23 protein-coding genes and 1 tRNA gene are annotated in these 25,538 nt (G+C 68.7%); 4 read left to right on the top strand and 20 right to left on the bottom strand.

All coding sequences use genetic code 11. The features are described from left to right. Positions 1–147: 147 nt before the first annotated feature. Positions 148–238, bottom strand: a tRNA-Ser gene (locus ACFQY2_RS07300). Positions 239–343: 105 nt separating this feature from the next. Between ACFQY2_RS07300 and ACFQY2_RS07295 the strand changes: the two genes are divergently transcribed. Beyond that, on the top strand, positions 344–1,279 hold the full coding sequence (locus tag ACFQY2_RS07295; protein WP_378745073.1) for an ornithine cyclodeaminase family protein: 936 nt from the start codon (positions 344–346) through the stop codon (positions 1,277–1,279). Between the two features lie 9 nt (positions 1,280–1,288). Next, complete coding sequence (locus tag ACFQY2_RS07290) at positions 1,289–2,272, top strand: proline racemase family protein (RefSeq protein ID WP_378745072.1); 984 nt, start codon at positions 1,289–1,291, stop codon at positions 2,270–2,272. Positions 2,273–2,314: 42 nt separating this feature from the next. Here ACFQY2_RS07290 and ACFQY2_RS07285 read toward each other — a convergent pair whose 3' ends face one another. From ACFQY2_RS07285 to ACFQY2_RS07210, 16 genes are all read right to left on the bottom strand, one after another. Next, complete coding sequence (locus ACFQY2_RS07285) at positions 2,315–3,316, bottom strand: proline racemase family protein (RefSeq protein WP_378745071.1); 1,002 nt, start codon at positions 3,314–3,316, stop codon at positions 2,315–2,317. Positions 3,317–3,392: 76 nt separating this feature from the next. Further along, positions 3,393–4,325, bottom strand: a complete 933-nt coding sequence (locus tag ACFQY2_RS07280) for a dihydrodipicolinate synthase family protein (protein ID WP_378745070.1) — start codon at positions 4,323–4,325, stop codon at positions 3,393–3,395. Positions 4,326–4,339: 14 nt separating this feature from the next. Next, positions 4,340–5,713, bottom strand: coding sequence for an FAD-dependent oxidoreductase (locus ACFQY2_RS07275; protein WP_378745069.1), 1,374 nt, complete (start codon positions 5,711–5,713; stop codon positions 4,340–4,342). After that, complete coding sequence (locus ACFQY2_RS07270; RefSeq protein ID WP_378745068.1) at positions 5,695–5,955, bottom strand: (2Fe-2S)-binding protein; 261 nt, start codon at positions 5,953–5,955, stop codon at positions 5,695–5,697. Before ACFQY2_RS07270 ends, ACFQY2_RS07275 begins: the two co-directional genes overlap by 19 nt. A 127-nt stretch (positions 5,956–6,082) precedes the next feature. Continuing rightward, positions 6,083–7,312 (bottom strand): NAD(P)/FAD-dependent oxidoreductase, encoded by a 1,230-nt coding sequence (locus ACFQY2_RS07265; RefSeq protein ID WP_378745066.1) that lies wholly within the window; start codon positions 7,310–7,312, stop codon positions 6,083–6,085. A 91-nt stretch (positions 7,313–7,403) separates the two neighbouring features. Next, a complete protein-coding gene (locus ACFQY2_RS07260) occupies positions 7,404–8,114 on the bottom strand; it encodes an ABC transporter ATP-binding protein (protein WP_378745065.1) in 711 nt (236 codons plus the stop codon). Further along, entirely contained in the window at positions 8,114–9,022 is a 909-nt protein-coding gene (locus ACFQY2_RS07255) for an ABC transporter ATP-binding protein (RefSeq protein WP_378745064.1), read from the bottom strand. Before ACFQY2_RS07255 ends, ACFQY2_RS07260 begins: the two co-directional genes overlap by 1 nt. Then, positions 9,019–10,176 (bottom strand): branched-chain amino acid ABC transporter permease, encoded by a 1,158-nt coding sequence (locus ACFQY2_RS07250; RefSeq protein WP_378745063.1) that lies wholly within the window; start codon positions 10,174–10,176, stop codon positions 9,019–9,021. The genes ACFQY2_RS07255 and ACFQY2_RS07250 overlap by 4 nt, the downstream gene beginning before the upstream one ends. 1 nt (position 10,177) lies before the next feature. Continuing rightward, the gene (locus tag ACFQY2_RS07245) at positions 10,178–11,065 is read right to left on the bottom strand and encodes a branched-chain amino acid ABC transporter permease (protein WP_378746136.1); all 888 of its coding nucleotides are present in this window, start codon (positions 11,063–11,065) and stop codon (positions 10,178–10,180) included. A 79-nt stretch (positions 11,066–11,144) separates the two neighbouring features. Further along, entirely contained in the window at positions 11,145–12,362 is a 1,218-nt protein-coding gene (locus ACFQY2_RS07240; protein WP_378745062.1) for a branched-chain amino acid ABC transporter substrate-binding protein, read from the bottom strand. Between the two features lie 106 nt (positions 12,363–12,468). Further along, the gene (locus ACFQY2_RS07235; RefSeq protein WP_378745061.1) at positions 12,469–13,134 is read right to left on the bottom strand and encodes a GntR family transcriptional regulator; all 666 of its coding nucleotides are present in this window, start codon (positions 13,132–13,134) and stop codon (positions 12,469–12,471) included. 45 nt (positions 13,135–13,179) lie between these two features. Next, on the bottom strand, positions 13,180–13,821 hold the full coding sequence (locus ACFQY2_RS07230; RefSeq protein WP_378745060.1) for a helix-turn-helix transcriptional regulator: 642 nt from the start codon (positions 13,819–13,821) through the stop codon (positions 13,180–13,182). Between the two features lie 57 nt (positions 13,822–13,878). Then, positions 13,879–14,631 carry a respiratory nitrate reductase subunit gamma gene (narI, locus tag ACFQY2_RS07225; RefSeq protein WP_378746135.1) on the bottom strand — a complete coding sequence of 251 codons (753 nt, stop codon included), beginning with the start codon at positions 14,629–14,631 and terminating at the stop codon, positions 13,879–13,881. Between the two features lie 5 nt (positions 14,632–14,636). Continuing rightward, on the bottom strand, positions 14,637–15,371 hold the full coding sequence (gene narJ / locus ACFQY2_RS07220) for a nitrate reductase molybdenum cofactor assembly chaperone (RefSeq protein ID WP_378745059.1): 735 nt from the start codon (positions 15,369–15,371) through the stop codon (positions 14,637–14,639). Beyond that, positions 15,368–17,035, bottom strand: coding sequence for a nitrate reductase subunit beta (gene narH, locus ACFQY2_RS07215; RefSeq protein ID WP_378745058.1), 1,668 nt, complete (start codon positions 17,033–17,035; stop codon positions 15,368–15,370). Before narH ends, narJ begins: the two co-directional genes overlap by 4 nt. Before the next feature lie 13 nt (positions 17,036–17,048). Then, the gene (locus tag ACFQY2_RS07210; RefSeq protein WP_378745057.1) at positions 17,049–20,783 is read right to left on the bottom strand and encodes a nitrate reductase subunit alpha; all 3,735 of its coding nucleotides are present in this window, start codon (positions 20,781–20,783) and stop codon (positions 17,049–17,051) included. A gap of 185 nt (positions 20,784–20,968) precedes the next feature. On the opposite strand from ACFQY2_RS07210, the gene ACFQY2_RS07205 reads away from it, so the two are divergent. Further along, positions 20,969–22,195, top strand: coding sequence for an MFS transporter (locus ACFQY2_RS07205; protein WP_378745056.1), 1,227 nt, complete (start codon positions 20,969–20,971; stop codon positions 22,193–22,195). A gap of 29 nt (positions 22,196–22,224) precedes the next feature. Further along, positions 22,225–23,592 (top strand): DNA repair protein RadA, encoded by a 1,368-nt coding sequence (gene radA, locus ACFQY2_RS07200; RefSeq protein WP_378745055.1) that lies wholly within the window; start codon positions 22,225–22,227, stop codon positions 23,590–23,592. Between the two features lie 45 nt (positions 23,593–23,637). Here radA and ACFQY2_RS07195 read toward each other — a convergent pair whose 3' ends face one another. From ACFQY2_RS07195 to ACFQY2_RS07185, 3 genes are all read right to left on the bottom strand, one after another. Further along, the gene (locus ACFQY2_RS07195) at positions 23,638–24,048 is read right to left on the bottom strand and encodes a dehydrogenase (protein WP_378745053.1); all 411 of its coding nucleotides are present in this window, start codon (positions 24,046–24,048) and stop codon (positions 23,638–23,640) included. 216 nt (positions 24,049–24,264) lie between these two features. Beyond that, on the bottom strand, positions 24,265–24,912 hold the full coding sequence (locus ACFQY2_RS07190) for a hypothetical protein (protein WP_378745052.1): 648 nt from the start codon (positions 24,910–24,912) through the stop codon (positions 24,265–24,267). A 9-nt stretch (positions 24,913–24,921) separates the two neighbouring features. Beyond that, positions 24,922–25,425 (bottom strand): amino-acid N-acetyltransferase, encoded by a 504-nt coding sequence (locus ACFQY2_RS07185; protein ID WP_378745051.1) that lies wholly within the window; start codon positions 25,423–25,425, stop codon positions 24,922–24,924. Positions 25,426–25,538 lie beyond the last annotated feature (113 nt).

Here is a 25,538-nt window from a genome sequence, read left to right as displayed (position 1 = left end):
TGCCGGCTTCAGTCCGCCTCGGCGCGGGGCTCCAGTCCGGTGCTCGAGACGAACGGACGGGCGTGACGCGCAGCGTCCTTCGGTCCCGGCCGCAGACGAAGAAACCCCCGCGATTCCTGATCTCTCAGGGATCTGCGGGGGCTTTTCTGGCGGTGACGGTGGGATTTGAACCCACGGTAGGGGGTTACCCTACACAACTTTTCGAGAGTTGCACCTTCGGCCGCTCGGACACGTCACCGCGAACAAGCTTACGGCACGCCGCGGGCTGCGCGCGAATCGAAACGATGCCACTCTTCCCCGAGTAAAATGTGACATTCTACCTCCGGCGGGATAGGCTCGGGCCATGTCCGACGTCATCGCCGACCTCACTCTCGTCACCGCCCGGAGCATCGCCGAACGGGTCACCATGTCGGGTGCGATCGCCGAGCTGCAGCGGCTCCTGCGTACCGGCTTCGACCCCGACGACGCGCTCCCTCGCAGCATTCTCGACGTGCCGAACGGCCAGCTTCTGCTGATGCCCGCGGCCGTCGACGGGGCCGTCGGTCAGAAGTTCGCCACGGTCGCGCCTGCGAACCCCGAGCGCGGGCTCGAGCGCATCCAGGGACTGTACATCCTGCTCGACGGCGAGACCCTTGCTCCCACCGCGATCCTGGACGGCACAGAGCTGACGAGTCTGCGCACACCCGCCGTATCGGCATCCGTCGTCGACCTGCTCGCCGAGCCCGGCGCCGGCGATCTGGTGGTCTTCGGCACCGGACCTCAGGCGGTGCGGCACATCGAGGCGCTGGAGGCGATCCGTCCGCTGCGCACGGTCCGGATGATCGGCCGCGACCCGAACCGCGCACAGGAAGCCGTGGACGCCGCCCGCATCCTCGCACCCGACGCCCAGATCACCACGGGCACCCCGGATGACGTGCGCGCGGCCGATCTGATCGTGTGCGCGACCACGGCATCCGAGCCGCTCTTCCCCGATTCCCATGTGCGCGACGACGCGACGATCGTGGCGATCGGCTCGCATGAGCCGGAGAAGACCGAACTCGATCCCGACCTGGTGGGACGTTCGCAGGTGGTCGTCGAGAGTCGGCGCGTGGGGCTGAGCGAAGCCGGTGACGTGATCCGCGCCATCGGTGCAGGCGCACTGCGCGAGACGGACCTGGTGACGATGCACGAACTCTTCACCGAAGCCGTCGCGCCCGCGACCGACCGCCCCCGCATCGTGAAGACCTGCGGCATGGGCTGGCAGGACCTCGCCGTCGCACGGCTCGTCATCCGCCCCTGAAGGAGACTGATGCAGTGGAGCACCGAGGACTGGCACACCGCCGGCGAGCCGTTCCGCATCGTGCAGGGCGTGCCGACGCACGGTGCGACGGTCGCCGAGCGACGCGTGGAGGCCATCGACGGCGAAGCCGACGGCATCCGTCGATTCCTCTGCCTGGAGCCGCGCGGGCACGACGACATGTACGGCGGCTTCATCACCCCACCCGATGACGACGGCGCCGACTTCGGCGTGCTGTTCTGGCACAAGGACGGCTTCTCCACCGCCTGCGGGCACGGCACCATCGCGCTCGGCGCGTGGGCGGTTCGCACCGGGCGCCTTCGCTCGGACCCCGACGGCGAGACCGTCGTGACCATCGACGTGCCCAGCGGACGCGTGCAGGCCCGCGTCCGGCAGAGCGCCGGACGCATCGAGGACATCGTGTTCCGCAGCGTCGAGTCGCGCGTGCTCGAACGCGGCATCTCCCTGCGCACCTCCCGTGGCGACGTGACGGTCGACCTGGTGTTCGGCGGCGCCGTCTACGCGACCCTGCCGGCATCCGCCGTCGACCTCACCGTGAAGCCGGAGCACACGGCCGACCTCATCGCGATCGGCCGCGAGATCAAGTGGGCGCTGAACGAGCATCCGTCGGCCCAACTGTCGGATGATCGTCTCAGCGGCGTCTACGGGACGATCCTGTTCGACGACCTCGGCCGCACCCCGACCGGTCCGCACCAGCGCAACGTGACCGTCTTCGCCGACGGCGAGGTGGACCGCAGCCCCTGCGGCTCGGGCACCGCCGCCCGCGTGGCGCTGCTGGCGGCCACCGGCGAACTCGCCGACGACGAGCAGCTCACCCACGACTCGATCATCGGCACGCGCTTCCACGCGCGGATCGCCGAGCGCACGGCTGCCGGCGTCATCCCCGAGATCACCGGCAACGCGTACCGGGTCGGCTCCTCGACCTTCGAGCTCGACGCCGGCGATCCCCTCCCCGACGGCTTCAGCCTGCGCTGACCTCCCGCGCACCCGCCCGAGCGCACCGTCGAGAGCGCGGGCTCAGAACACGAACCCCTCGGGAAAGGGGTCGTTCTCATCGAGAAGGTACTGACCCAGGCCGGTCACCCAGGCGCGCCCGGTGATGGTCGGGACGACGGCAGCGCGCTCTCCCACGGTGGTCTCCCCCACGAGCCGGCCGGTGAACTCCGTGCCGATGAACGACTCGTTCACGAACGGGGTGTGCAGCGCGAGCTCGCCGCGGGCGTGCAGCTCGGCCATGCGGGCACTGGTGCCGGTGCCGCACGGCGAGCGGTCGAACCAGCCCGGGTGGATCGCCATCGCGTGCCGCGATCGCACGGCATCCGATCCGGGGGCGATGAACTCCACGTGGTGCACGTGGTCGGCGCCCTCGAGCACAGGATGCACGGGCGGTGCCTGCTCGTTGATCGCGTCCATGATCCGCAGGCCGGCCGCCAGGATCTCCGCCTGACGACTCCGGTCGAACGGCAGACCGACCTGATCCAGGTCGACCAGCGCGTAGTAATTGCCGCCGAACGCGACCGAGTAGGTGATCTCGCCGATGCCGGACACCTGGATGCGCTCATCGAGCCGATCCACGAAGCTCGGCACGTTCTCGATGGTCACATCCACCGCACGCCCGTCCTCCACCCGTACCCGGGCGATCACCAGGCCGGCCGGCACGTCGAGGCGGATCTCGGTGACCGGCTCGGTCACCTCGACCATCCCGGTCTCCACGAGCACGGTCGCCACGCCGATCGTGCCGTGCCCGCACATGGGCAGGAAGCCGGATGCCTCGATGAACACGACACCCCAGTCGGCGTCATCGCGCGCGGGCGGCTGCAGCAGTGCACCGGACATCGCCGCATGACCGCGCGGCTCGTTCATCAGGAACCCGCGCAGCCCGTCCAAGTGCTCCATGGCGTACAGCCGGCGGTCGTTCATGGTCGCACCGGGGATGCGTCCGACCCCACCGGTGACGACGCGCGTCGGCATCCCCTCGGTGTGGGAATCGACGGCCTGGATGGTCCGGCGAGCGCGCATCAGCAGCCTCCGTGGCGAAAGGGGGTCGAGAGGGGATGCCGCAGTCCGGCAGCCCCTCCCTGAATCATCACACGCGTCACGCGACCGCGGCAGAGCGTGCGGCCAGTGCGGCGAGCGCCCGCTCGGTGTCGGCGGTGACCTGGGCGCGCTGCTCGTCGCTGAGCGGACCGCGCGGCGGACGGGTCGGGCCGCCGTAGGAGTTGCCGCAGATGTCCATCGACAGCTTGATGGCCTGCACGAATTCGGTGCGCGAGTCCCAGCGGAACACCGCGACGAGCTGCTCGTACAGCGCCTTCGCCTCGTGCCAGTCGCCGTTCGCGAGAAGGTTGTACAGCTCGACGGCCTCGCGCGGGAAAGCGTTCGGGTAACCGGCGAACCAGCCCACCGCACCGTTGACCATCAGCTCGAACAGCACGTCGTCGGCACCGGCGATGATGTCGATGTCGCACAGCTCCTTGATCTCGTAGACGCGGCGGACGTCGCCGGAGAACTCCTTGATCGCGACGACCTCGGGGATCTCGGCGAGCTTCGCGACGACCGAGGGCACCAGGTCGACCTTGGTGTCGAAGGGGTTGTTGTACGCCATGATCGGCATGCCGACCTTGGCGACCTCCTCGTAGTGCGCGATGACCTCGCGGTCGTTGGCGCGGTAGATCGTCGGCGGCAGCAGCAGCACCCCGTCGGCGCCATCCTCGCGGGCGTACTCCGCCCACTGACGGGCCTGGTGACTGCCGACGCCGTGCACGCCGGCGATGACGATGCCGCGTCCGTCGACGGCCTCGACGGCGACCTTGATCACCTGGCGGCGCTCCTCGTCGCTCAGCGACGAGTACTCGCCCAGCGACCCGTTCGGGCCGACGCCGCGGCATCCGTTGGACATCAGGAAGTCGACGTGCTCGCCGAACCTGTCATAGTCGACGGCGAGGCCCGCCGGCGCCGACGCGTCTTCCTTGAACGCGAGGGTGGTGGCGACGACGACGCCGCCCAGGTCCATGTTCTTCTCGGTCATTGCTTGCTCTCTTCTCAGGGGATAGGTGGGGTGGCGGCGCGGTGCACGGCGAGTTCGCCGATGCGCACCGACGAAAGGACGGGACGCCGATCGAAACCGGATGCTGCGCCGATGATGTCCTCGACGCTGCGTCCGCACGTGCGGCCCTGGCAGGGCCCCAGGCCGGCTCGGGTGGCGAGCCGCATACCCCGCGAGGAGGCGTCGGCGTACTCGGCGATCGCGCCGCGGGTGGCGGCTTCGCAGCGGCAGACGATCGTGTCATCATCGAGCCACGCGGTCCAGCCCGGGCGGATGCTGTGCGTCGCCAGTCGCTCGGCGAAGGCACGCATCCGGCGGCGGGCGGTCAGCGGTGCGCGGTAGCGCAGGTCGGCGGCGGGCACGCCTGCGGCGGCGAGACCGGCGATCTCGCCCTCGGCGAGCGCGGCATCCGCTCCCCCGATCCCGGTGATCTCGCCTGCCGCGTGCACGCCCGGGATGCTGGTGAGCTGCTGCGAGTCGACGCGCACGAACCGGTCCGCGCCGTTTCGCGCACCCGTGATCTCGCAGCCGAACTGGATCGCCGCCTCCAGGCGCGGGGTGAAGCCATGCCCCAGCGCGACGGAATCGCAGCCGATGATGCGCTCGGTGCCGGGGACGGGACGCCAGTCGCGGTCGATGCGCTGTACGGTGACGGCCTCGACCGAGCTGCCGCCGTGGATGCGCGTGACCGCGCTGCCCAGACGATACGGGGTGCGGTGCCGGGCGAGCGTGCCGAGATAGGAGCCGAGCTCGCCGGCTTTGCCTGCGGCCGCGGTCATCTCCCAGGGACGGCGACCCCAGCCGCGCGCGATCGTGCCGGCGGATGCCGCCTCCACGACCTCCACGACCTCGCCCCCGAGCAGGGCGACGCTCTGCGCCACGGGCAGCAGGAAGGGGCCGGCCCCGGCGACCACCGTGCGGGTGCCGAGAGCCACGCCGTCGCGTTTGGCGAGTGCCTGCACGGCGCCTGCCGAGGTGACCCCGGGCAGAGTCCAGCCCGGCACCGGGAGCACGCGGTCATGCGCTCCCGTGGCCAGCACCACGGCATCCGCCTCCAGGGTCTCTCCGTGGCGCTGCGCCGCGTCGGCGGGACCGATCAGGGCGTGCACGCGCAGCGGCGTCCCCGACTCGACGCGCCAGACGCTCGCCGAGGTCACCACGCGCACGTCCTCGAGCGCTTCCTGCAGAGCGGCGAACCGGCCCAGCTGGTGCTGCAGCCGCGGGTCGGTGAAGGACGGGTGGTGGCGCCAGAACTGGCCGCCCACGCGCTCGCCCTCGTCGAGGACGATCACGTCGGCGCCGGCGTTCGACGCGGATGCCGCGGCGGCGAGGCCCGCCGGACCCGCCCCGATCACGACGATGCGCGGCATGTCCGGACCTCCCGCTCGACGAGATCGCCCTCGCAGGCCGTGCGCTGGCAGGCTCGGACGCCCTCGACCCCGTTCACGGTCACGACGCACTCCTGGCAGATGCCGATGCCGCAGAAGATGCCCCGCTCCGCGCCGGCCGCGGTGCGCCAGGTGCGGCGGCCGTTGGCGAGCAGGACGCCGCCGATGCTCTGTCCGTCGCGCCCTTCGAGCGCCTCGCCGTCGAAGCTGATCCGGATGCTCATGCCGCCCCCTCCTCGTGCGGGCCATCTCCAGGTCGCACTTTCTGCCGTCTGTTGCCGGTTTCAGCGGCAACGGTTGCGACCTGGACGGCCGGACGAACGAGATCGCGGATGCCGGGAACCGCCGCGCTCATACGAGCACCCCCTGCAGGGTCGACCGTGATGGCAGGAACGGCGTCGGGTCGAGCGGGGCGGGCGTGCCGAGCACGGCGTGCGCGATGAGCGCTCCCGTGGTGGGTGCCAGCCCGATGCCGGCGCCCTCATGCCCTGCGGCGTGGAACAGGCCTGCGATGCGGGCATCGGCCCCGATGGCGGGAAGGTGATCGGGCGCGTACGGGCGGAAGCCGAAGTAGGTCCGCAGCAGCATGGTGTCGCGCAGGAACGGGAACAGCCGGGTGGCCTTGGCGGCGACCTCCGCCAGTGGAGCGAGGAGCCCGTCCTCGGAGAAGCCCACGCGCTCACGACTCGACCCGATCAGCACGGTGCCGCCCGGGGTGGATTCCACCACCGTCGACGTCTGCAGCGCGGCATCCGCCGACCCGACCGCTCCGACGTAGTCGGCGTCGTACACCTTGTGGAACACGCGCTGCGGCATCGGGGCCGTGACGAGGATGGTGCCGCGGCGGGGACGGATGTCGAGAGCCGAACCGAACAGGGCCGCGGCGTCGCCCGCCCACGGGCCCGCGCAGTTGACGACCACGTCGGCATCCATACGTCCGGCAGTCGTCTGCACACCGCGCACCCGGCCGGCGTCCACGATGCCGCCGGTGACCTCGCAGATGCGCAGCCGCGCACCCAGGTGACGCGCTCGGGCGAGCATGGCCTGAGTGGCGAGACTGGGCTGCACCTGGGCGTCGTCGGGGTAGTGCACGCCGAGCGCGACGTCGGCGGCGAGGTGGGGTTCGGCGGCACGCAGTGCGCGGTCGTCGAGGACCTCGGCTCGGATGCCGATGCCGATGCCGCGCTGTCCTGCGGCGAACTCCTCCAGCGCCGCAGCACCGCCGGCGAAGGCGACGACGATGCCGCCCTTCGCCTCGAACTCGGTGGCGGGCTGCCCCGACACACGGTCGGCATCCAGCCGCGCAGCGAGTTGGCGCCAGGCGCGGTTCGCCTCGATGGCCATCAGCGCCTCGGCACCCGGCTCCTTGTCGGACACGAGGATGTTGCCCTCGCAGCGGCTCGAGGTCTCGCCGGCCACCCCGGTGCGATCCAGCACGATCACCTCCGCCCCGGCCTCGGTGAGGGCCAGCGCGCAGGCGGCGCCGACCGCACCGGCGCCGATCACGATGATCCGCATCCGCTCACCCTCGCTCTCGCTCTCGCTCTCGCTCTCGGCCGAGGCTTCGACCCTCGGCGACATCTGTACCGTGTGACATATTACTAGTCGAATGACGACGACGGAAGCCCCACCCGGCCGGAGGGCGCCCCGCGCGCGGTGAGCCCTCGAGCACTCACCCGCCCAGGTAGGCGTCGATCACCCTGGCGTCCGCGGCGAGCTCTGCGGCAGATCCATCCATGGTGACCTGCCCCGTCTCGACGACGTACGCGCGGTCGGCGATCTTCAGCGCCGCACGGGCGTTCTGCTCCACGAGCAGCACGGTCGTGCCCTGCGCATTGACCGCCTGGATGGTCTCCATGACCTGCTTGACGACCAGCGGCGCCAGACCCATCGACGGCTCGTCGAGCAGCAGCAGCTTCGGGCCGCCGATGATGGCCCGGCCGATCGCGACCATCTGCTGTTCGCCGCCCGACAGCGTGCCGCCCTGCTGCTTGCGCCGCTCGGCCAGCCGCGGCATGAGCTGATAGACCTGATCGATGCGCTGGGAGATGAGCTTCTGATCCCGCACCGTGTACCCGCCCAGCAGCAGGTTGTCGTGGACGGTCATGGTGGAGAAGATCCGCCGCCCCTCGGGCACATGGATCAGCCCTGCCGCGACGATGTCCCAGGGTTTCGCCGCGGTGAGATCCATGTCCCCCCACCGCACGGCGCCGCTCTTCGGCCGGACCAGCCCCGACAGCATGTTCATCGTGGTCGACTTGCCTGCGCCGTTGTTGCCGAGGAGACACACGATCTCGCCCTCGCGCACTTCGAAGCTCAGCTCACGCAGCGCGTGCACCCGCCCGTAGTAGACGTCGGCGGCGTCGACGGTCAGCGTGCTCATCAGCGCTTCTCCTTGCGGTCGTTGTCCAGAAGCGACAGATCCACGGTGCCGGTCTGCAGCCTGGTCTCATCCAGCGCCTCGTCCTCGACACCGAGGTAGGCCTCGATCACGACCGGGTCGTTCTTGATCTGATCGGGAGTGCCCTCGGCGATCTCCTTGCCGTAGTTGAGCACGACGATGCGCTCGGCCAGCTCCATGATGAGCCCCATGTCGTGCTCGATCAGCACGACCGCGACGCCGAGATCGCGGATGCGGCGGATGAGTTGGATGAGGCCCTGCTTCTCATTGAAGTTCAGGCCCGCGGCGGGCTCGTCCAACAGCAGCATCTTGGGACCGGTGGCGAGTGCTCGCGCGATCTCCACACGGCGCTGCTCGCCATACGGCAACTGGGTGACGTAGAGGTTCTCATCGCCGGTGAAGCCGACGAAGTCCAGCCAGCCCCGCGCCTGCTCCGCGCACTCCTCCTCGGCCCGGCGGTATCCCGGCGTGTGCAGCAGCGTCGCCCAGAATCCCTCGCGGAGGTTGGCGTGCATCGCGGTCTTGACGTTGTCGAGCACGCTCAGCTCACGGAACAGTCGCAGGTTCTGGAACGTGCGCGCCATGCCCCACTTCGTCACCCGCGAGGGCAGCACGCGATAGAAGCCGAAGCTCTGCAGCATGTCCACCAGCCGCAGCGTGCGCAGCACGGGCGGAGCCTCGCGCACGATGTCCTTGCCGTCGAACACGACCGAACCGGACGTGGGCAGGTAGAACCCCGAGATGCAGTTGAACGCACTGGTCTTGCCTGCACCGTTGGGGCCGATGACGGCCAGGATCTCTCCCGAGTCCACGGCGAAGCTCAGCCCGTCGACGGCTTTGACCCCGCCGAACTGCAGACGAAGATCCCTGACCTTCAGCAGCGCGCTCATCGGCTCTCCTCCCCTTCGACGGTCTCGAGGCCCTCATTGGCGGACGCTGGCGGCACGGCCATGAAGCCGGCGGTGGGCGGGGGCACGGGCTTGTGCTTCTTGAGCCACGGCAGGATCGCCGTGGACGGCCACAGACCCGAGGGACGGAACAGCATGACGACCACGAGCAACACGCCGAAGATCAGGAAGCGCCATTCCGCGAAGTCGCGCAGCAGTTCCGGCGCGAGTGAGACGAACAGTGCGCCGATGATGACGCCCGGGGTCGACCCCATGCCGCCGAGCACGACGGCCATGAGGATGAGCGCCGAGTACAGGAACTGGAAGCTGTTCGGGCTGATGGCCGACAGGTGCGTGGCCATGAGCTGACCCGCGAGGCCGGCCCACACGGCGCCGATGATGTATGCGGTGATCTTGGCGATGTACGTGTTGATGCCCATCGCCTCGGCCGCATCCTCATCATCGCGAACCGCCTTCCAGGCCCGCCCGAGGCGCCCCTTCGCGAGACGTCCGGCACCGATCACGCCCACCAGCACGACCACGATCGCGACGAAGTAGTAGAACACCACGCGCCCGGGGAACTGCAGCCCGAAGAGGGAGAACCCGTCGGCGAAGCTCCAGCCGCCGAAGCTCCAGGTCGGGATGCCGTGGATGCCGGACGGACCGCCCGTGATGTCGAGATTGTTCGCCGTGATGCGGATGATCTCACCGAAGCCCAGTGTCACGATGGCCAGATAGTCGCTGCGCAGTCGCAGCGTGGGGGCGCCGATGATGATGCCCGCCAGCACGCAGGCGACCACCGTCGCCGGGAGCGCCGCCCACATCGGCCATCCGAGCACGGTGGTGAAGATTCCGGAGGTGTAGGCGCCGACGGCGAAGAAGGCGATGTACCCCAGGTCGAGAAGGCCGGCGTACCCGACGACGACGTTCAGCCCCATGGCGAGCATGACGTAGATCAGCGCGCTGGTGGCGATCGAGATCGTGTACCGCGAGGCGTCGAGGAAGGGCAGCACGGCGAGCAGCACGATGCACAGCCCGCCCAGCGCCCGCAGGAATCCGCGATTGGAATCGAAGATGCCGCCGGGTGCCGGCGCCCGGTCGAACAGCGGCGAGGGCGCGCGCAGCGCCGAGTCGCGCGCCAGTGCAGAGCGAGACATGTCACATCCTCTCTACGACGCGGGCACCGAGGATGCCGGTCGGCTTGAACGTGAGGAACAGGATGAGGAAGGCGAACGAGAAGACGTCCCGCCATTCGCCTCCGAACCATGCGGAGCCGAAGGACTCCAGCAAGCCGAGCAGCAGGCCGCCGAGCATAGCCCCGTACAGGTTGCCGATGCCGCCGATGACGGCAGCGGTGAACGCCTTCAGGCCGATGATGAACCCCATCATGAAGTCGATCGAACCGTAGTAGGCCCCCGCCATCACTCCTGCGGCGCCCGCGAGCGCGGACCCGATGAAGAACACCGTGGCGATCACGCGGTTGACGTTCACGCCCATCAGCTGCGCACCCTGCGGGTCGAGGGCGATCGCGCGCATGGCGCGGCCCTGTCGGGTGCGCTCGACGATGTGCGCCAGCACGAGCATGAGCGCCGCGGCGATAACAACCAGCACGATCTGCGCGGCGGTGATGCGCATGCCGGCGAACGCGAATCCGTTGGACTCGAGCCGCACCGGGAACGCCTCGGGGTTGGGCCCGAAGATCTGACGCACCGCGTACTCGAGGGTGAACGAGACGCCGATCGCGGTGATCAGCACCGCCAGTCGCGGGCTCTTCCGCAGCGGCCGGTACGCGATGCGTTCGATGCCGACGCCGATCAGGCCGGTCGTGACCATCGACAGCAGCATGATCACCAGCAGCAGCGGGATCGAGGACTCGTTCGAGATCCCGAACGCCGAGAGGGTCGCGAAACCCGCGAAGGCGCCGAGCATGTAGATGTCGCCATGGGCGAAGTTCAGCAGCTTGATGATCCCGTAGACCATGCTGTAGCCGAGAGCGACGAGGGCGTAGAAGGAACCGACGATCAGGCCGTTCCAGATGAGTTGCATCACTGCGGGGTGATCCTTCCGCGTCGAAGGGTGCGCAGACCTGGAGCGGGGGCGGCTCTCACCGCCCCCGCGTGCCGGATCAGTCCTGGAGGTCGTCCTCGAGGACGAAGCTGCCCGTGGCCGGGTCGATGCCGACGATCACGAACCCTCCGCCCGACAGGGTGTGGTCCTTCGTGAAGGTCAGCGGACCGGCGAAGGTCTTGAAGTCCTTCAGCCCTTCGAGAGCGGCGACGACCTCGTCGAAGTCGGTGCTCTTCGCATCCTTCATCGCCTCGGCGACCACACGCACAGCGTCGTACGACTGGGTGGAGTACGGTCCCGGCTTGCCCCCGGCCAGCTTCTCGTAGTCCGCGATCCACGTGTCGGCGCCCTGGATCATGTCCGGGGTCTGAGTGAACGTGCCCAGGACGTGCTCCGTGTATCCCTTGCCGGCGATCTCGGCGAACTTGGCGTCCACGGAGCCGTCGCCGACGAGGAACGCACCCTCGTAGCCGGCGTCGGTGGCCTGACGCACGATCAGACCGCCCTCCTGGTAGTAGCCGGTCCAGTACACGAGGTCGGGCTTCTCGGACGCGAGTTGCGTCGCGACCGACGAGTAGTCGTTCTCGCCCGGGGTGACGGTGGCTTTGAGGCTCACGTCCAGCCCCGCCTCTTCGGCCTGGTCCGAGAACGACTTCGCGAGGTCGGCTGAGTACGAGGTGGCGTCGTCGATGACGCCGACGGTGGTCGCACCGCTCTTCTGCGCATACTTGACGGCGGCGGCGGCCTGCTGCGTGCCGGTGCCGTTGATGAGGAAGACACCGGGGAGATTCTGCTTGACCAGTTCGTTCGAGTTGGCGGCAGGGATCACCATCGGGATGCCGGCCTCGTCGAAGATCGGCAGGGTGGGCAGCGTCGCACCCGAGCAGTATCCGCCGACGGATGCCACGATGCCGTCGGTCACCAGCTTGTTGGCGCCCGAAACCGCGGTGGTCGCGTCGCAGGCGTCGTCCTCGACGACGAGCACGAGCTCGCGACCGTCGACGCCGCCGTCGTCGTTGATCTCGTCGATGGCCAGCTGAGCGCCGTTCTTCATGTAGTCGCCGAACGCCGATTCGCTGCCGGAGAAGGGAGCGAGCATGCCGAGCTTGATGGGGCCGTCGCTGCTTCCGGAGTCACCCCCGTCGTCGCCGGCGAGGCCACCCGAGCAGCCGACGGTGATGATGATCGCGCCGATGGCTGCGGCGATGGACAGGGCGCGTCGGATACGGGGTGTTCGGGTGTGCATGAGCTGGTCCTCCAGGATGCTTCGTTGCATGGGCACGGAATAGCACGTGACACATTACCTACGTGCGGGGATGAGCGGAACCCTCGATACCGTTCCGTGATGCTCGGCTGGCCGGTCCCCGTTCCGGCCGCTTCCGTCAGTCCTCGTCCTGGCCGCTCCATACGCCGCCGACATGCCGGATGTGCCGCCGCATGAGCGCCACCGCATCCTCACCGCGGTCGCTGACCAGCAGATCGACCAGCTCGGCGTGCTCGAGCGAGGTGGACACCAGCGCGTCGCTCGACGCGAGCTGGACGAGTCCCACCAGCCGGGTCTGCTGCCGCAGTTCCCGCACGGTCTCGACGAGCTTGCTGTTGCCCGTGCACGCCAGAATTCGCAGATGGAACTCGGTGTCGGCGGCGAGGTATTCATCGAACTTCGCGGCGCGCGCGGCCTCCACGATCCGATCGGCGATCTTCCGCAATTCCGCCGCAGTGGGCTCGTCGAGCGTGCCCGCGACCATCGCCATGGGTGGCGCCTCCAGCAGCATCCGCACCTCGCTCAGCTCTCGCAGCTCGTCGGGTGACACCTCGGTCACCTCGAAACCGCGGTTGCGGATCGGGCGCAGGAAACCGCGACGGGCGAGGTTCAGCATCGCCTCGCGCACCGGGGTCGCACTGACCCCGAAGTCGCCGGCGAGGGTGGGCACTGTCAGCACCTGTCCGGACGGGATCTCTCCCGAGACGATCCGGGATGCGAGTTGGCTCTCCACCTGCTCGCGCAGACTCTCAGCGGGCGAGAGCAGCGTGCCGAAGGTGCTCACGAGTCACCGTGACGATGCTTGGTCATGCGTCATATGGTACCGAGGTCAGGCGGCGCGGGTGGTGAGTCGCAGCTGCACCGTGCATTCCTCCGGCCGTGCGGCCGCGTGCACGCAGGAGGTGGCCAGCGGTCCGCCCGCCTGGGCGAGGATGCCCTGCATCAGTCCGAGGTGCACCTGGCACAGCATGGGACGATTCTCCGGGCGGCTGACGACATGTGGGCACGGGGAAAGATCGACGGTGAGCTCGTCCTCGTCGACGACGGGCTCGAAGCCGCTCTCCTCCAGGTGCTCGATCAGGGCGTCCAGCTGATTGGTCGCCTCGCGCCCCAACGCGGAGTCCTCCTCGGCCATGATGCGGCGCATCATGTCGCCGCGCCGCGCCGCCTCCGCCACCTTGCCGCGGGCGACGGGGCTCGAAGCCTCCGGCGTTCCCGTCGCCGCACTGTACAGCGTGCGAGGCCGGCCACGCGTGGTCCGGTGCTCGATGGTCGGGATGACGTAGCCGCCGTCGATGAGGCGCTGCAGGTGCTCGCGAACGGTGTTCGCGTGCAGCCCGGTCCTCTCGCACAGCTCGTCGATCGTGAGCTCGGCGGGTACCTCAGCTGAGGTCGCCTCGAACAGCAGGTGCAGAATGCGCACCCGTGAATAGCTCGAGATCGGCCCGTACACGAGCCCGCCGACGGTCATGCCTCCATTGTGGATCACGGTGGCCGCAATGGCGAGGACACCGGCCGTGAATAATCCCTACAGCCTTCGCAGGCGCGCCGGATCCGGCGCCGCGCCCACCGGGTCCCAGCCGCGCTTGGGCGACTGCGAACCACGGTGGTCGTCGCGCGAGCGGTAGACGATGTAGGGCCGGAACAGATATCCCACCGGCGCGGAGAACACGTGGACCAGACGCGTGAAGGGCCACAGTGCGAACAGCAGGCACGCCGTGATCACGTGCAGCTGGAACAGCAGCGGCACCTCCAGCATCAACTCGGGGCGCGGGCGGAAGATGATGGCCTCGCGCATCCACGGCGAGATCGTCTCGCGGTAGTGGAAGCCGGATCCGAACACCTGATGGACGACGGTCGCGGCGGTTCCGAACAGCAGCGTGGCGCCCAGGAAGACGAACATGATCTTGTCCATCACTGTTGTCGCGAGGAACACCGCGGGCACCGTGCGGCGCCGGAAGACGAGGATGGCGAGGCCGGCGAGGGTCAGCACTGCGGCGAAGGCGCCGAGCACGGTCGCACCGATGTGGTAGATCTCCTCGCTGATGCCGATGGCGTACAGCCACTCGCGCGGCACGAGCAGCCCCACGACATGACCGGCGATGACCATCAGGATGCCGAGGTGGAACATCGGCGATCCCCAGCGCAGCATCCGGTTCTCATAGCTTTGCGACGATCGGGTCGTCCAGCCGAACTTGTCGTACCGGTACCGCCAGATGTGCCCCAGGATGAACACGGCCGCGCAGATGTACGGCAGCGCCACCCACAGCAGGATCTGCATGGTGTTCACGGTCGATCCCCCGTTCCGATGAAACCTCGTGAAGCCGGGCCCGGCCCCCCGGCGCCCCCGAACGTCGGCATGGGCAGGCTCAGCCCGACTGTCTCGGTCGGCGGCCCCTCGCTCACGAGCGCCTGCACGCGCTCGCGGATGCGCTGATCCACTTTCGGCAGCGACAGGGTGATGACCCGGACCACATCCGCCCAGAGACTCTCCATGCCCTCCAGCGCGGCGCGCAGCACCTCGACGCCTTCGCGGTGCGCGGCGAGAACGGCATCCGCGACATCCGACTGCGAGCGCGCGGAGAACTCCAGCACCGCAGGCAGGAAGTCCGGCAGCTCGGACGCGTCGAACTCCCACCCGGCGGCGCGGTAAGCGTCCAGGAACGTGACCAGCGCGGTGCCGCGTCGACGGGTGTCGCCCGTCGCGTAGTAGCTGAGGTACAGCGAGCACTTGCGCTTCATGTCGAAGGTGGTGACATACATCTTCTGCCAGTCGGACGCCCCCGCCTGACGGGCACGCGCGATGAACCGCAGCAGCGGTTCGGAGACGGATGCCGGCAGTGTCACCGCGTTCGCCTCGAACACGTCCAGCCGCTCGAACCACTGCGCATCCGGGTAGTCCAACAGCAGTGACGTCAGCATATGGACGGTGCGGCGCTGCGCGCGGGTCAGGGATGCCGGCGCGAGAACCTCGGGCAGCCGGCGCTTCGGCGTGACGCGAGGGGGAAGGACGGCGCTCACGACCCCTCCTCATACGAACGCGGTTCGGCGCGCTCCGACGGCGGGAACAGCCCGGTGGGTCGTCCGTTGCCGTCCCAGTTGAGCAGGTTCACCCGCCCGGGACTGGAGGGCTGGTCGGCGGTCTGCCGGTCGGAGAGCGCATGGAAGTTCTCCACCGCGACTGGAACTGAATGCCCGCTCGCCGCGCCGAACGGGCCGCCCGCGCCGCCCATCCCCGGGCCGCCCTCGAAGTCCAGCGAGCACGCCATCTCCTCGAGGTCGTGCGCCTGCTCGTGGTGGGCGGGCGGGATGACGTAGCGCTCCTCGTACTTCGCGATCGCGAGCAGCCGGTACATCTCCTCGATCTCGCGACCGCTCATGCCGACCGCGTTGGCGATGCTCTCGTCGCGCACGTCGTCGATGCTGACCCCGCGCATGTAGGAGCGCATCGCGGCGAGCTTGCGCAGTGCGGCATCCACCGGCGCGATGTCGCCCGCGGTGAACAGCTCGGCGAGATACCCGATCGGGATGCGCAGCTTGTCGATCGCCGCGAACAGCGTTCTGGCATCCTCCCCGTCGTTGCCCGATCCGGTCACCACGTCGACGACCGGCGAGAGCGGCGGGATGTACCAGACCATCGGCATGGTGCGGTACTCGGGATGCAGCGGCAGTGCCACCTCGTAGTCGTGCAGCAGGCGCCAGACGGGGCTGCGCTGCGCTGCCTCGATCCAGTCCTCCGGGATGCCGTCGCGTCGGGCCGCCTCGATGACCTCGGGGTCGTGCGGGTCCAGCAGCACCGACCGCTGCGCGGCCAGCAGCTCGTGCTCGTCCTCGACGGCAGCGGCCTCGGCGACCCGGTCCGCGTCGTAGAGCACCAGTCCCAGGTACCGCAGGCGTCCCACGCAGGTCTCCGAGCACACGGTGGGCAACCCCACCTCGATGCGCGGATAGCACATGGTGCACTTCTCTGCCTTGCCGGTCTTGTGGTTGAAGTAGACCTTCTTGTACGGGCAGCCCGACACGCACATCCGCCAGCCGCGGCAGGCGTCCTGGTCGACGAGCACGATGCCGTCCTCCTGGCGCTTGTACATCGCACCGGACGGGCAGGACGCCACGCACGAGGGGTTCAGGCAGTGCTCGCAGATGCGCGGCAGATAGAACATGAAGGCCTTCTCGAACTCGGCCTTCACCTCTTCGCTCATCTTCTGCAGGATCGGATCCTGCTGCATGGTCTCGATCGATCCGCCCAGATCGTCATCCCAGTTCGCCGACCAGGACACCTTCATGTCCTTGCCGGTGATCAGGCTCTTCGGCCGGGCGACCGGCGTGTGCTCGCCGGCGGGCGCGTTGACGAGCATGTCGTAGTCGTACGTCCACGGCTCGTAGTAATCGTCGATCTCGGGGAGCTTCGGGTTCGAGAAGATGCGGGCGAGCTTCGCCAGGCGTCCGCCGGCGCGTAGTCGCAGCTTGCCTCGCTTGTCGCGCACCCAGCCGCCCTGCCACTTGTCCTGATCCTCGTAGCCGCGCGGGTAGCCGACGCCGGGTCGAGTCTCGACGTTGTTGAACCACACGTACTCCACACCCGTGCGGTTCGTCCACGCCTGCTTGCACGTGACCGAGCAGGTGTGGCATCCGATGCACTTGTCGAGGTTCATCACCATCGACATCTGGGCCATTACTTTCATGACACCGCGCCCTTCATCGGTACTGCACTTCCTGTGAGCGGCGGCGGATCGTGGTGACCTCGTCGCGCTGGTTCCCCGTCGGCCCCAGGTAGTTGAACGCCCATGCCAGCTGCGCGTACCCGCCGATCAGATGGCTGGGTTTGAGCAGGATTCGGGTGAGCGAGTTGTGGATGCCGCCGCGCAGACCGCTCGTCTCGCTGATCGGCACATCCACGGTGCGGTCCTTCGCGTGGTACATGTACACCGTGCCCTCCGGCATCCGGTGCGACACGTTGGCACGGGCGACGACGACGCCGTTGCGGTTGTACGACTCGATCCAGTCGTTGTCGCGCACCCCGATCTTCTCGGCATCCTGTGGGCTCATCCAGATCGTGGGGCCGCCGCGCGAGAGCGACAGCATGAAGAGGTTGTCCTGGTACTCCGAGTGGATCGACCACTTCGAGTGCGGGGTCAGATAGCGCACATGCACCTCTGCGGCAGAGCCTTCGACCCTGGATGCCGTGCCGGGCACCACGTCGCCGAACAGCCGGTGCATGTCCAGCGGCGGCCGGTAGATCGGCAGCGCCTCGCCCAGCTCATCCATCCAGTCGTGGTCGAGGTAGAAGTGCTGACGCCCGGTGAGCGTGTGCCAGGGCTTGAGCTGCTCGACGTTGATCGCGAACGCCGTGTACCGTCTTCCGCCGTGCTCGGATCCCGACCATTCCGGTGAGGTGATCACGCTGCGCGGCTGCACCGACACGTCCTGGAAGGACAGGTGGGTTCCCTCGTGCTCGTCGGCGAGGAACGCCAGTTTCTGTCCCGTGTGCTTCTCGAGCGCCTTGAACCCCTGCACGGCGAGGCGGCCGTTGCTCGTGCCGGAGAACGCCAGGATCATCTCGCAGGCGCGCTGGTCGCTGTCCAGCCGCACCGAGCCCGTGTAAGCACCCGCGCCGACCGTGCCGTTCACGCTCTTCAGCTGCTCGATCTCGGGTTCGGCGTGGTAGGTGATGCCCTTGGTCGTCATCCCGAGCTTCGCGGTGAGTGGGCCGAGCGCCTTCCACTGCTCGGCGAGGTTCGGATAGTCGCGCTCCACGACCGTCAGCTTCGGCATGGTCACGCCGGGCACGCGCGGCAGGTCCTGCACGCGGCCGTGCGGGGTCGCCATCACGTCGGGCGTGTCGTGCTGCAACGGCGTCGCGACCACGTCGCGGCGCACGCCGAGGTGCGTGCGGGCCATCTCGCTGAACTTCTCGGCGAGGATGCGGAAGGTCTCGAAGTCGGTCTTCGTCTGCCACGGCGGGGCGATGGCCGGGTTGAACGCGTGGATGAACGGATGCATGTCCGTCGAGGACAGGTCGTACTTCTCGTACCAGGTCGCCGCCGGCAGCACGATGTCGCTGAACAGCGTGGTGCTGGTCATGCGGAAATCGGCCGTCATCAGCAGGTCGAGCTTGCCCTCCGGGGCCCTCTCGTGCCAGGTCATCGACCTGGGCCGCGACCCCGCGGCCGCCTCGTCGGCGCGCACCGCGGCATCCGTTCCCAGCAGGTGCTTGAGGAAGTACTCGTTGCCCTTGCCCGAGGAGCCCAGCACGTTCGCGCGCCACATGGTCATCACCCGCGGGAAGTTCTCCGGAGCATCCGGGTCCTCCACGGCGAAGCGCAGCGAGCCGTCGTCCAGACTGTCCACGACGTGCTGCGCGGGGTCCTTGCCCGCCGCCTCCGCCTCGGCGACGAGGTCGAGCGGGTTGCGGTCGAAGGTGGGATAGCTGGGCATCCAGCCGCGCTGCACGGACTCCACCAGGCAGTCGGCGGTGGTGCGTCCGGCGAAGGCGCCCTTGCCGAGCGGCGAGGACAGCTGGTCGGCCGGCAGCCCGTCGTAGCGCCACTGGTCTGTCGAGAGGTAGAAGAACGCGGTGCCGATCGTGTAGCGCGGCGGGCGCACCCAGTCGGATGCCCCGGCGTACTGCTGATATCCAGTGAGCGGACGCACCTTCTCCTGGCCGACGTAGTGCGCCCAGCCGCCGCCGTTCACGCCCTGGCATCCGGTCATCGTCGTCAGCGCGAGGAACGTGCGGTAGATCGTGTCGGAGTGGAACCAGTGGTTGGTGCCCGCACCCATCAGGATCATCGAGCGACCGCCGCTGCGCTCCGCGTTGTCCGCGAACTCGCGCGCGATCCGTTCGGCCTGCTGCGCGGGAACCGAGGTGTGCTCCTCCTGCCAGGCCGGTGTGCCCGGGCTGGTCGCATCGTCGTAGCCGGTGGCCCACTGGCCGGGAAGTCCCTCGCGGCCGACACCGTACTGCGCGAGCATGAGATCGAACACGGTGGTGACGGTCTTGCCGGCGACGGTGCGCACGGGCACGCCGCGGGTGATCGAGCCCGATCCCCCGGCGTGCTCCTGTCCGGGCTGCGGGTCCAGGTCGAAGCGCGGCAGGCGCACCTCGACGGTCTCTCCCGCCCAGTCGGCCAGGTCCGCGACCGACAGGGGCGGCACGACTCCGTGCAGGTCGAGGTTCCAGCGGCCCTCGTCGTCGGGGCTGAAGCGGTGGCCGAGCGACCCGTTGGGCACGACCGGTTCGCCGTCGGCATCCATCAGAACCGGCTTGAAGTCGGCGCGCGACTGCGCGGCCGTCTCGGCGTCGAGGTCGGACGCCGTGACGAACTTGCCCGGGACCAGGCCCCCGTCGCGCTCCTCGAGCTCGACGAGGAACGGCGCATCGGTGTACTGGCGCATGTACGACTCGAAGCGCGGCGTGCGCTTGTCGACGAAGTGCTCGCGCAGGATGACGTGCCCCATGGACAGGGCCAGCGCGGCGTCCGTACCGGGGTGCGGCGAGACCCACTCGTCGGCGAACTTCGTGTTGTCGGTGTAGTCCGGCGAGACGGTGATGACCTTCTGGCCCCGGTACCGCGCCTCGGTCATGAAGTGCGCGTCGGGCGTGCGGGTGACCGGTACGTTCGAGCCCCACATGATCAGGTAGCCGGCGTTCCACCAGTCCGCCGACTCCGGCACGTCGGTCTGGTCCCCGAAGACCTGGGGGCTCGCGACCGGAAGGTCGGCGTACCAGTCGTAGAACGACAGCATGGTGCCGCCGACGAGGTTCATGAAGCGCGAGCCTGCACCGTGCGACACCATGGACATGGCGGGGATCGGCGAGAAGCCGGCGATGCGGTCGGGCCCGTACTTCTTGACCGTGTGCACGTGCGCGGCCGCGGCGATCTCCATGACCTCGTCCCAGCTCGTGCGCACGAGGCCGCCCTTGCCTCGGACGCGCTTGTACTGCACGGCCGTCTCGGGATCCTCGACGATCGACGCCCACGCGTCGACGGGATCCGGATGCCGCGTCTTGGCCGCACGGTACAGGCGAGCCAGCGTGTCGCGGATGTACGGGTAGCGCACCCGGGTCGGCGAGTAGGTGTACCAGCTGAACGCGGCCCCTCGAGGGCAGCCGCGGGGCTCGTACTCCGGGGAGTCCGGGCCGACCGATGGGTAGTCGGTCTGCTGCGCCTCCCAGGTGATGATGCCGTCCTTGACGTACACCTTCCACGAGCACGAACCGGTGCAGTTCACCCCGTGCGTGGAGCGCACCACCTTGTCGTGCGACCAGCGGTCGCGGTAGAACGCATCGCCCGCGCGGCCTCCCTTCAGGAACACCGCGCGCAGGTCCTCGCTGGTCTCACCTGGTCGCACGAATCGCCCCATGTTCAGAAGAGCTTCGGCGAGCGGCCCATCTGTCGACGACTGCTGAGTGCGGATGCCGGGGGTCATCGCGGCTCCTTCCGGAGGTACTCGTGGTACTTCAGCATCCTGCTGGAGACGCATCGGCGATACAAGGGCAAGCCGTTTTTAATCCACTCGTCCGGGAATCCCCGGTATCCGGATTTGATACGGCCGCCGCTGTAGCCACCGCGCCGGAACCGCGCTACCGTCGCCCGTATCGAAAGGGACACCTGATGACTGCTCCGACCGCACTCGCCGCTTCCTCATCAACCGACCTCAAGGGCGGACTCGCGCAGGTCCTGCTGGCCACGCTCGCCTCGACCATCGGGTTCTGGGCGTGGATGTCGATCTCGCCGCTGCAGCAGACCTACGCCACCGAGATGGGCCTGGACGAGGGGCAGATCTCGCTCATGCTGGCGACACCCGTGCTCGTCGGGGCACTGGGTCGCATCGTCATCGGAGCCCTGACCGACCGGTTCGGCGGACGCCTGATGTTCACCGCGGTGCTCATGCTGTCGGCTCCCGCGGTGCTGCTGATCGCGTTCGCCGGCAGCATCGGCAGCTTCCCCCTGTTGATCGTCGCCGGTTTCTACCTCGGGGTGGCGGGGACGATCTTCGCCGTCGGCGTGCCGTTCTCGGGCGCCTGGTTCCCGCCGTCGCGGCGGGGGTTCGCAACCGGCGTGTTCGGCATGGGCATGATCGGCACAGCCGTCTCGGCGCTGGCCACACCGCGTCTGGCCGAGCAGATCGGCTACTTCCCCACGCACCTGGTGATCGCCGGCGCTCTGGTGGCCATGGCCGTTGTGGTCTGGTTCTTCATGCGGGAATCGCCGGCATGGACGCCCAACCGGGAGAAGCTGGTGCCGAAGGTGTCCGGCGCGCTGAAGCTGCCGGTGACGTGGGAGATGGCGTTCCTGTACGGCATCGTCTTCGGCGGCTTCGTGGCGTTCTCCAACTTCCTGCCCAAGTACCTCACCACGATCTACCCGGACGAGGTGGACGTGCTCGGCGCAGGAATGCGCACGGCCCTGTTCGCGGCGGCCGCCGTGGTCGCGCGCCCGATCGGCGGCGTGCTCGCCGACCGTTTCGGGCCGAAGATCATCTCGCTCATCTCGCTGGGCGGCATCGTGACCCTGGCGTACGTGGTCGGCCAGCAGCCGGCCGAGGGAATCCTGACGGGTGCGACCTTCCTTCTGATGGCGTCGGCGATGGGACTCGGAATGGGCGCCGTGTTCGCCTGGATCGGCCCGTCGACGCCCAAGGAGAAGGTGGGCGCGGTCAGCGGTGTGGTGGCGGCGGCCGGCGGCCTGGGCGGCTACTTCCCGCCGCTTGTGATGGGAGCCACGTACCATCCGGAGTCGAACTCGTACTCACTGGGGCTGTGGCTGCTGGTGCTGGTCGGCGCGTTCGCGCTGGTCGTGGCCGGGATGCTGCGCGACGTGGGGCGCAAGTCCGCCTGACTGTCGGATGCCGCGGATAGCCTTGCAGCATGGCTGTTCGTAAACCCGCACCGCCCGCGTTCACCTGCACGGAGTGCGGATGGACGACCGCGAAGTGGGTCGGCCGCTGCGGCGAGTGCCAGCAGTGGGGCACCGTCCAGGAGCAGGCCGCGCGCACCGGCATCGTCCGGCAGACCGATGCCGTCGCGCCGCTCGCGGGACGGGCGGCACGGCCGATCACGCAGATCACCACCGCCGACGCCCCACGCCGCACCAGCGGCGTCGGCGAGTTCGACCGTGTGCTCGGCGGCGGCATCGTGCCCGGCGCGGCCATCCTGCTCAGCGGCGAGCCCGGCGTGGGCAAATCGACGCTGCTGCTGGAGGTCGCCGCGGCCACGGCGAGGTCCGGACGCCGGGTGCTGTATGCGAGCGCGGAGGAGTCGCCCGCACAGGTGCGGCTGCGGGCCGAGCGCACAGGAGCCCTGCACGACGAGCTGTTCCTCGCCAGCGAGACCGACCTGGCCACGATCCTCGGCCACATCGACGATGTGAAGCCCGATCTGGTGATCGTGGACTCGGTGCAGACCGTGGCGTCCGGTCTCATCGACGGCGCTGCCGGCCAGCCCAGTCAGGTGCGCGAGGTGGCCGCCACCCTGATCCGCATCGCGAAGGACCGCGGCCTCCCGGTCATCATCGTCGGCCACGTCACCAAGGACGGTCAGGTCGCGGGACCGCGCGTGCTGGAGCACCTCGTCGACGTCGTGTGCCACTTCGAGGGCGACCGGCAGACGGCGCTGCGCTTCATCCGCGCACTGAAGAACCGCTTCGGTCCGACGGACGAGGTGGGCTGCTTCGAGATGACCGGAGCCGGCATCGCGGAGGTCCCGGATCCGAGCGGACTGTTCCTCTCACAGGGCGCGGCAGAGCCGGGCACCTGCGTCGCGATCGCCATGGAGGGCAGGCGCGCGCTGCCGGTCGAGGTGCAGGCGCTGACCATCGACACCAACGCACCGAACCCTCGGCGCGTGGTGAACGGTCTGGATTCGTCGCGCGTCGCCATGGTGCTGGCCATTCTGGAGCGACGAGCGGGCATCGCCACGTCCAAGCTGGACGTGTACGTGTCCACCGTCGGGGGTGTCCGCTTCACCGAGCCCGCAGCGGATCTCGCCATCGCGATCGCCGTGGCGGGGTCCATCCGGCAGAGGTCCGTGCCGCGGACGATCGCCGCGGTGGGCGAGCTGTCGCTGGCGGGAGAGATCCGTCCCGTCACCCAGGCCGCACAACGGCGCAATGAAGCGGCGCGCCTGGGCTATCAGCGGGTGGTCGACGAGCGCTCGAAGACACTGCGGGACGCCCTCAACGACGTCCGCTCGCAGACGGGCGAGCGGAAGCGCGACAGCGACATCCCGCCGTTCTGACTCTGCCGCTCAGCTTCAGGGACGCAGGAGTGGGCCCCTGGGCCCTCAGATCTCGAGCGCCCTCAACAGCTCGTCGGGCGCCGCCTGCATCGCATGCGGACCCGCGATGTCCAGGAACACGGTCGTGATCGTGTCGCGATGCGTGGTCAGGAACGACTTGAGCCAGAGCGGCGAGTAGATGCCGACCGCCGGCGGCAGGTTGGCCGGCTTGTTCTTCGCGTCACTGAACAGCAGAAGAGCGACATCCCCGGTCTGCGGGTCGCGATAGGTCCACACCTCGCCCCCGTCGAGCGGGCTGTCGCGCGGGCCCGGCTTGATGAGCGGGACGATTGTGTTGCCGTTGCGCAGGGCCAGAGCGACAGCGGCCATGTCCTGCTTCTCGAGCGCCTGAGCCAGTGCCTCGGCGCGGAAATCCTGCGGCGCGGGGCGTTTCGCGCCCGCCCTCTTCTTAGCCATGCCTCCAGCTTAAAGAGTGGGGCCCTCTCGAATCGTCCAGTGGGGACTGGAGAATACGAAAGGGCCCTCGGGTTCTCACGCGGTGAGTGTCGAAGCGCTGGGGACGCTTTATCCGACACCACTGGGGATGGCTTCACCGCACTTTCTGGAGAACTGTTCCCATGGTATCCCAAAATACTGGTTTGCGACACCTGAGAGCCGACAGCAAGAATCGATTCAACGCAGGATGATCTGCTTCGAGGCGACACTGTCGAACCCGCCGATCGATACCGACACGTGGTACGAGGCGCCTCCGCCCGGGGCGCGGGCCCGATGCTTCTCGTCGCAGGTGCCGACGGAGGAGCGCGTGCGATCCCAGGTCACGGGAGTGGCGCTGCTCACCGACGTACCCGCCTTGAGTGTGACGATCATGCCGCTGGGCTCCGTCTGACAGTCGGTCGAGCGCCACCAGACGTCTCCGCCGCTGGTCACGGTGTATTTCTGCGTACTGGAACCGACATCGAGCGTACAGTCCGCGTCGCTCGTGTTCGTGAGCCGGATGGACAGCTGCGGCAGCTCGCCGGCCGCGTAGGCGTCCGCATCCGTCACGGCGGTCACCTCGACATCTCCCTTTTCGCAGGCGACGATCTCCGGCGTCTCGGAAGGGGCCGGGCTCGGCGACTCCGTCGGCCCCGCGGTGGCCGCCGACGGCGTCGGCGTGGCGGACGGCGTCGTCGTCGCCCGAGGCGATGCGGATGCCGTTGGCTTCCACGGCTGCGCGAGAGCCAGCCATACGCCGCCGGCGACCGCGCCCACCAGCACGAGGACGAGAACGAGGACCGCGAGCCTCCGGCGGCGATACACGGCGGCGGACTGACGGGGCATGACTCCAGGCTAATTCAGGTGCTTGATCATCCTGGTGTTGCCGAGCGTGTTCGGCTTCACGTGGGCCAGGTCGAGGAACTCCTCCACGCCTGCGTCGCCGCTGCGCAGCAGCTGCGAGTACACGTCGGCGTCGACGATGTGCTCGCCGATCGGCTCGAAGCCCCGACGGGTGAAGAACTCGGTCTCGAACGTGAGGCAGAAGAGGCGGGTCAGGCCGAGGTCGCCGGCACGTCGCTCCAGGTCCTCGACGAGCGCGCGGCCGATACCCAGATGCAGGAAGTCATCGCGCACGAGCAGTGTGCGCACCTCGCCGAGGTCCTCCCACATGACGTGCAGGGCTCCGCATCCGATCAGCTGCCCGTCCACCTCCGCGACGACGAACTCCTGTACGGCGCCGTAGAGCACGGCGAGATCCTTGCCGAGCAGGATGCGGCGCTCGACCAGCGGCTCCAGAAGCGAGTGGATGCCGGTGATGTCCGCAGTGCGCGCCGGTCGGATGATGTAGTCGCTCACATCCTCCAGCCTAGAACTCGACTGCTGACAGATACGCGAGAAGGGGGCGGATGCCGCAGTGAACTGGTCCGCGTTTGTTGGACTGGTTTAGTTGAAGCCTATGCTGCGAGGGT

It is taken from the genome of Microbacterium sp. GCM10027623, from assembly GCF_042666935.1.
In the GTDB taxonomy this organism is placed as follows: Bacteria; Actinomycetota; Actinomycetes; order Actinomycetales; family Microbacteriaceae; genus Microbacterium.
Note: the sequence above shows the minus strand (reverse complement) of the source record. Positions and strands in the feature narration are given on the sequence as shown.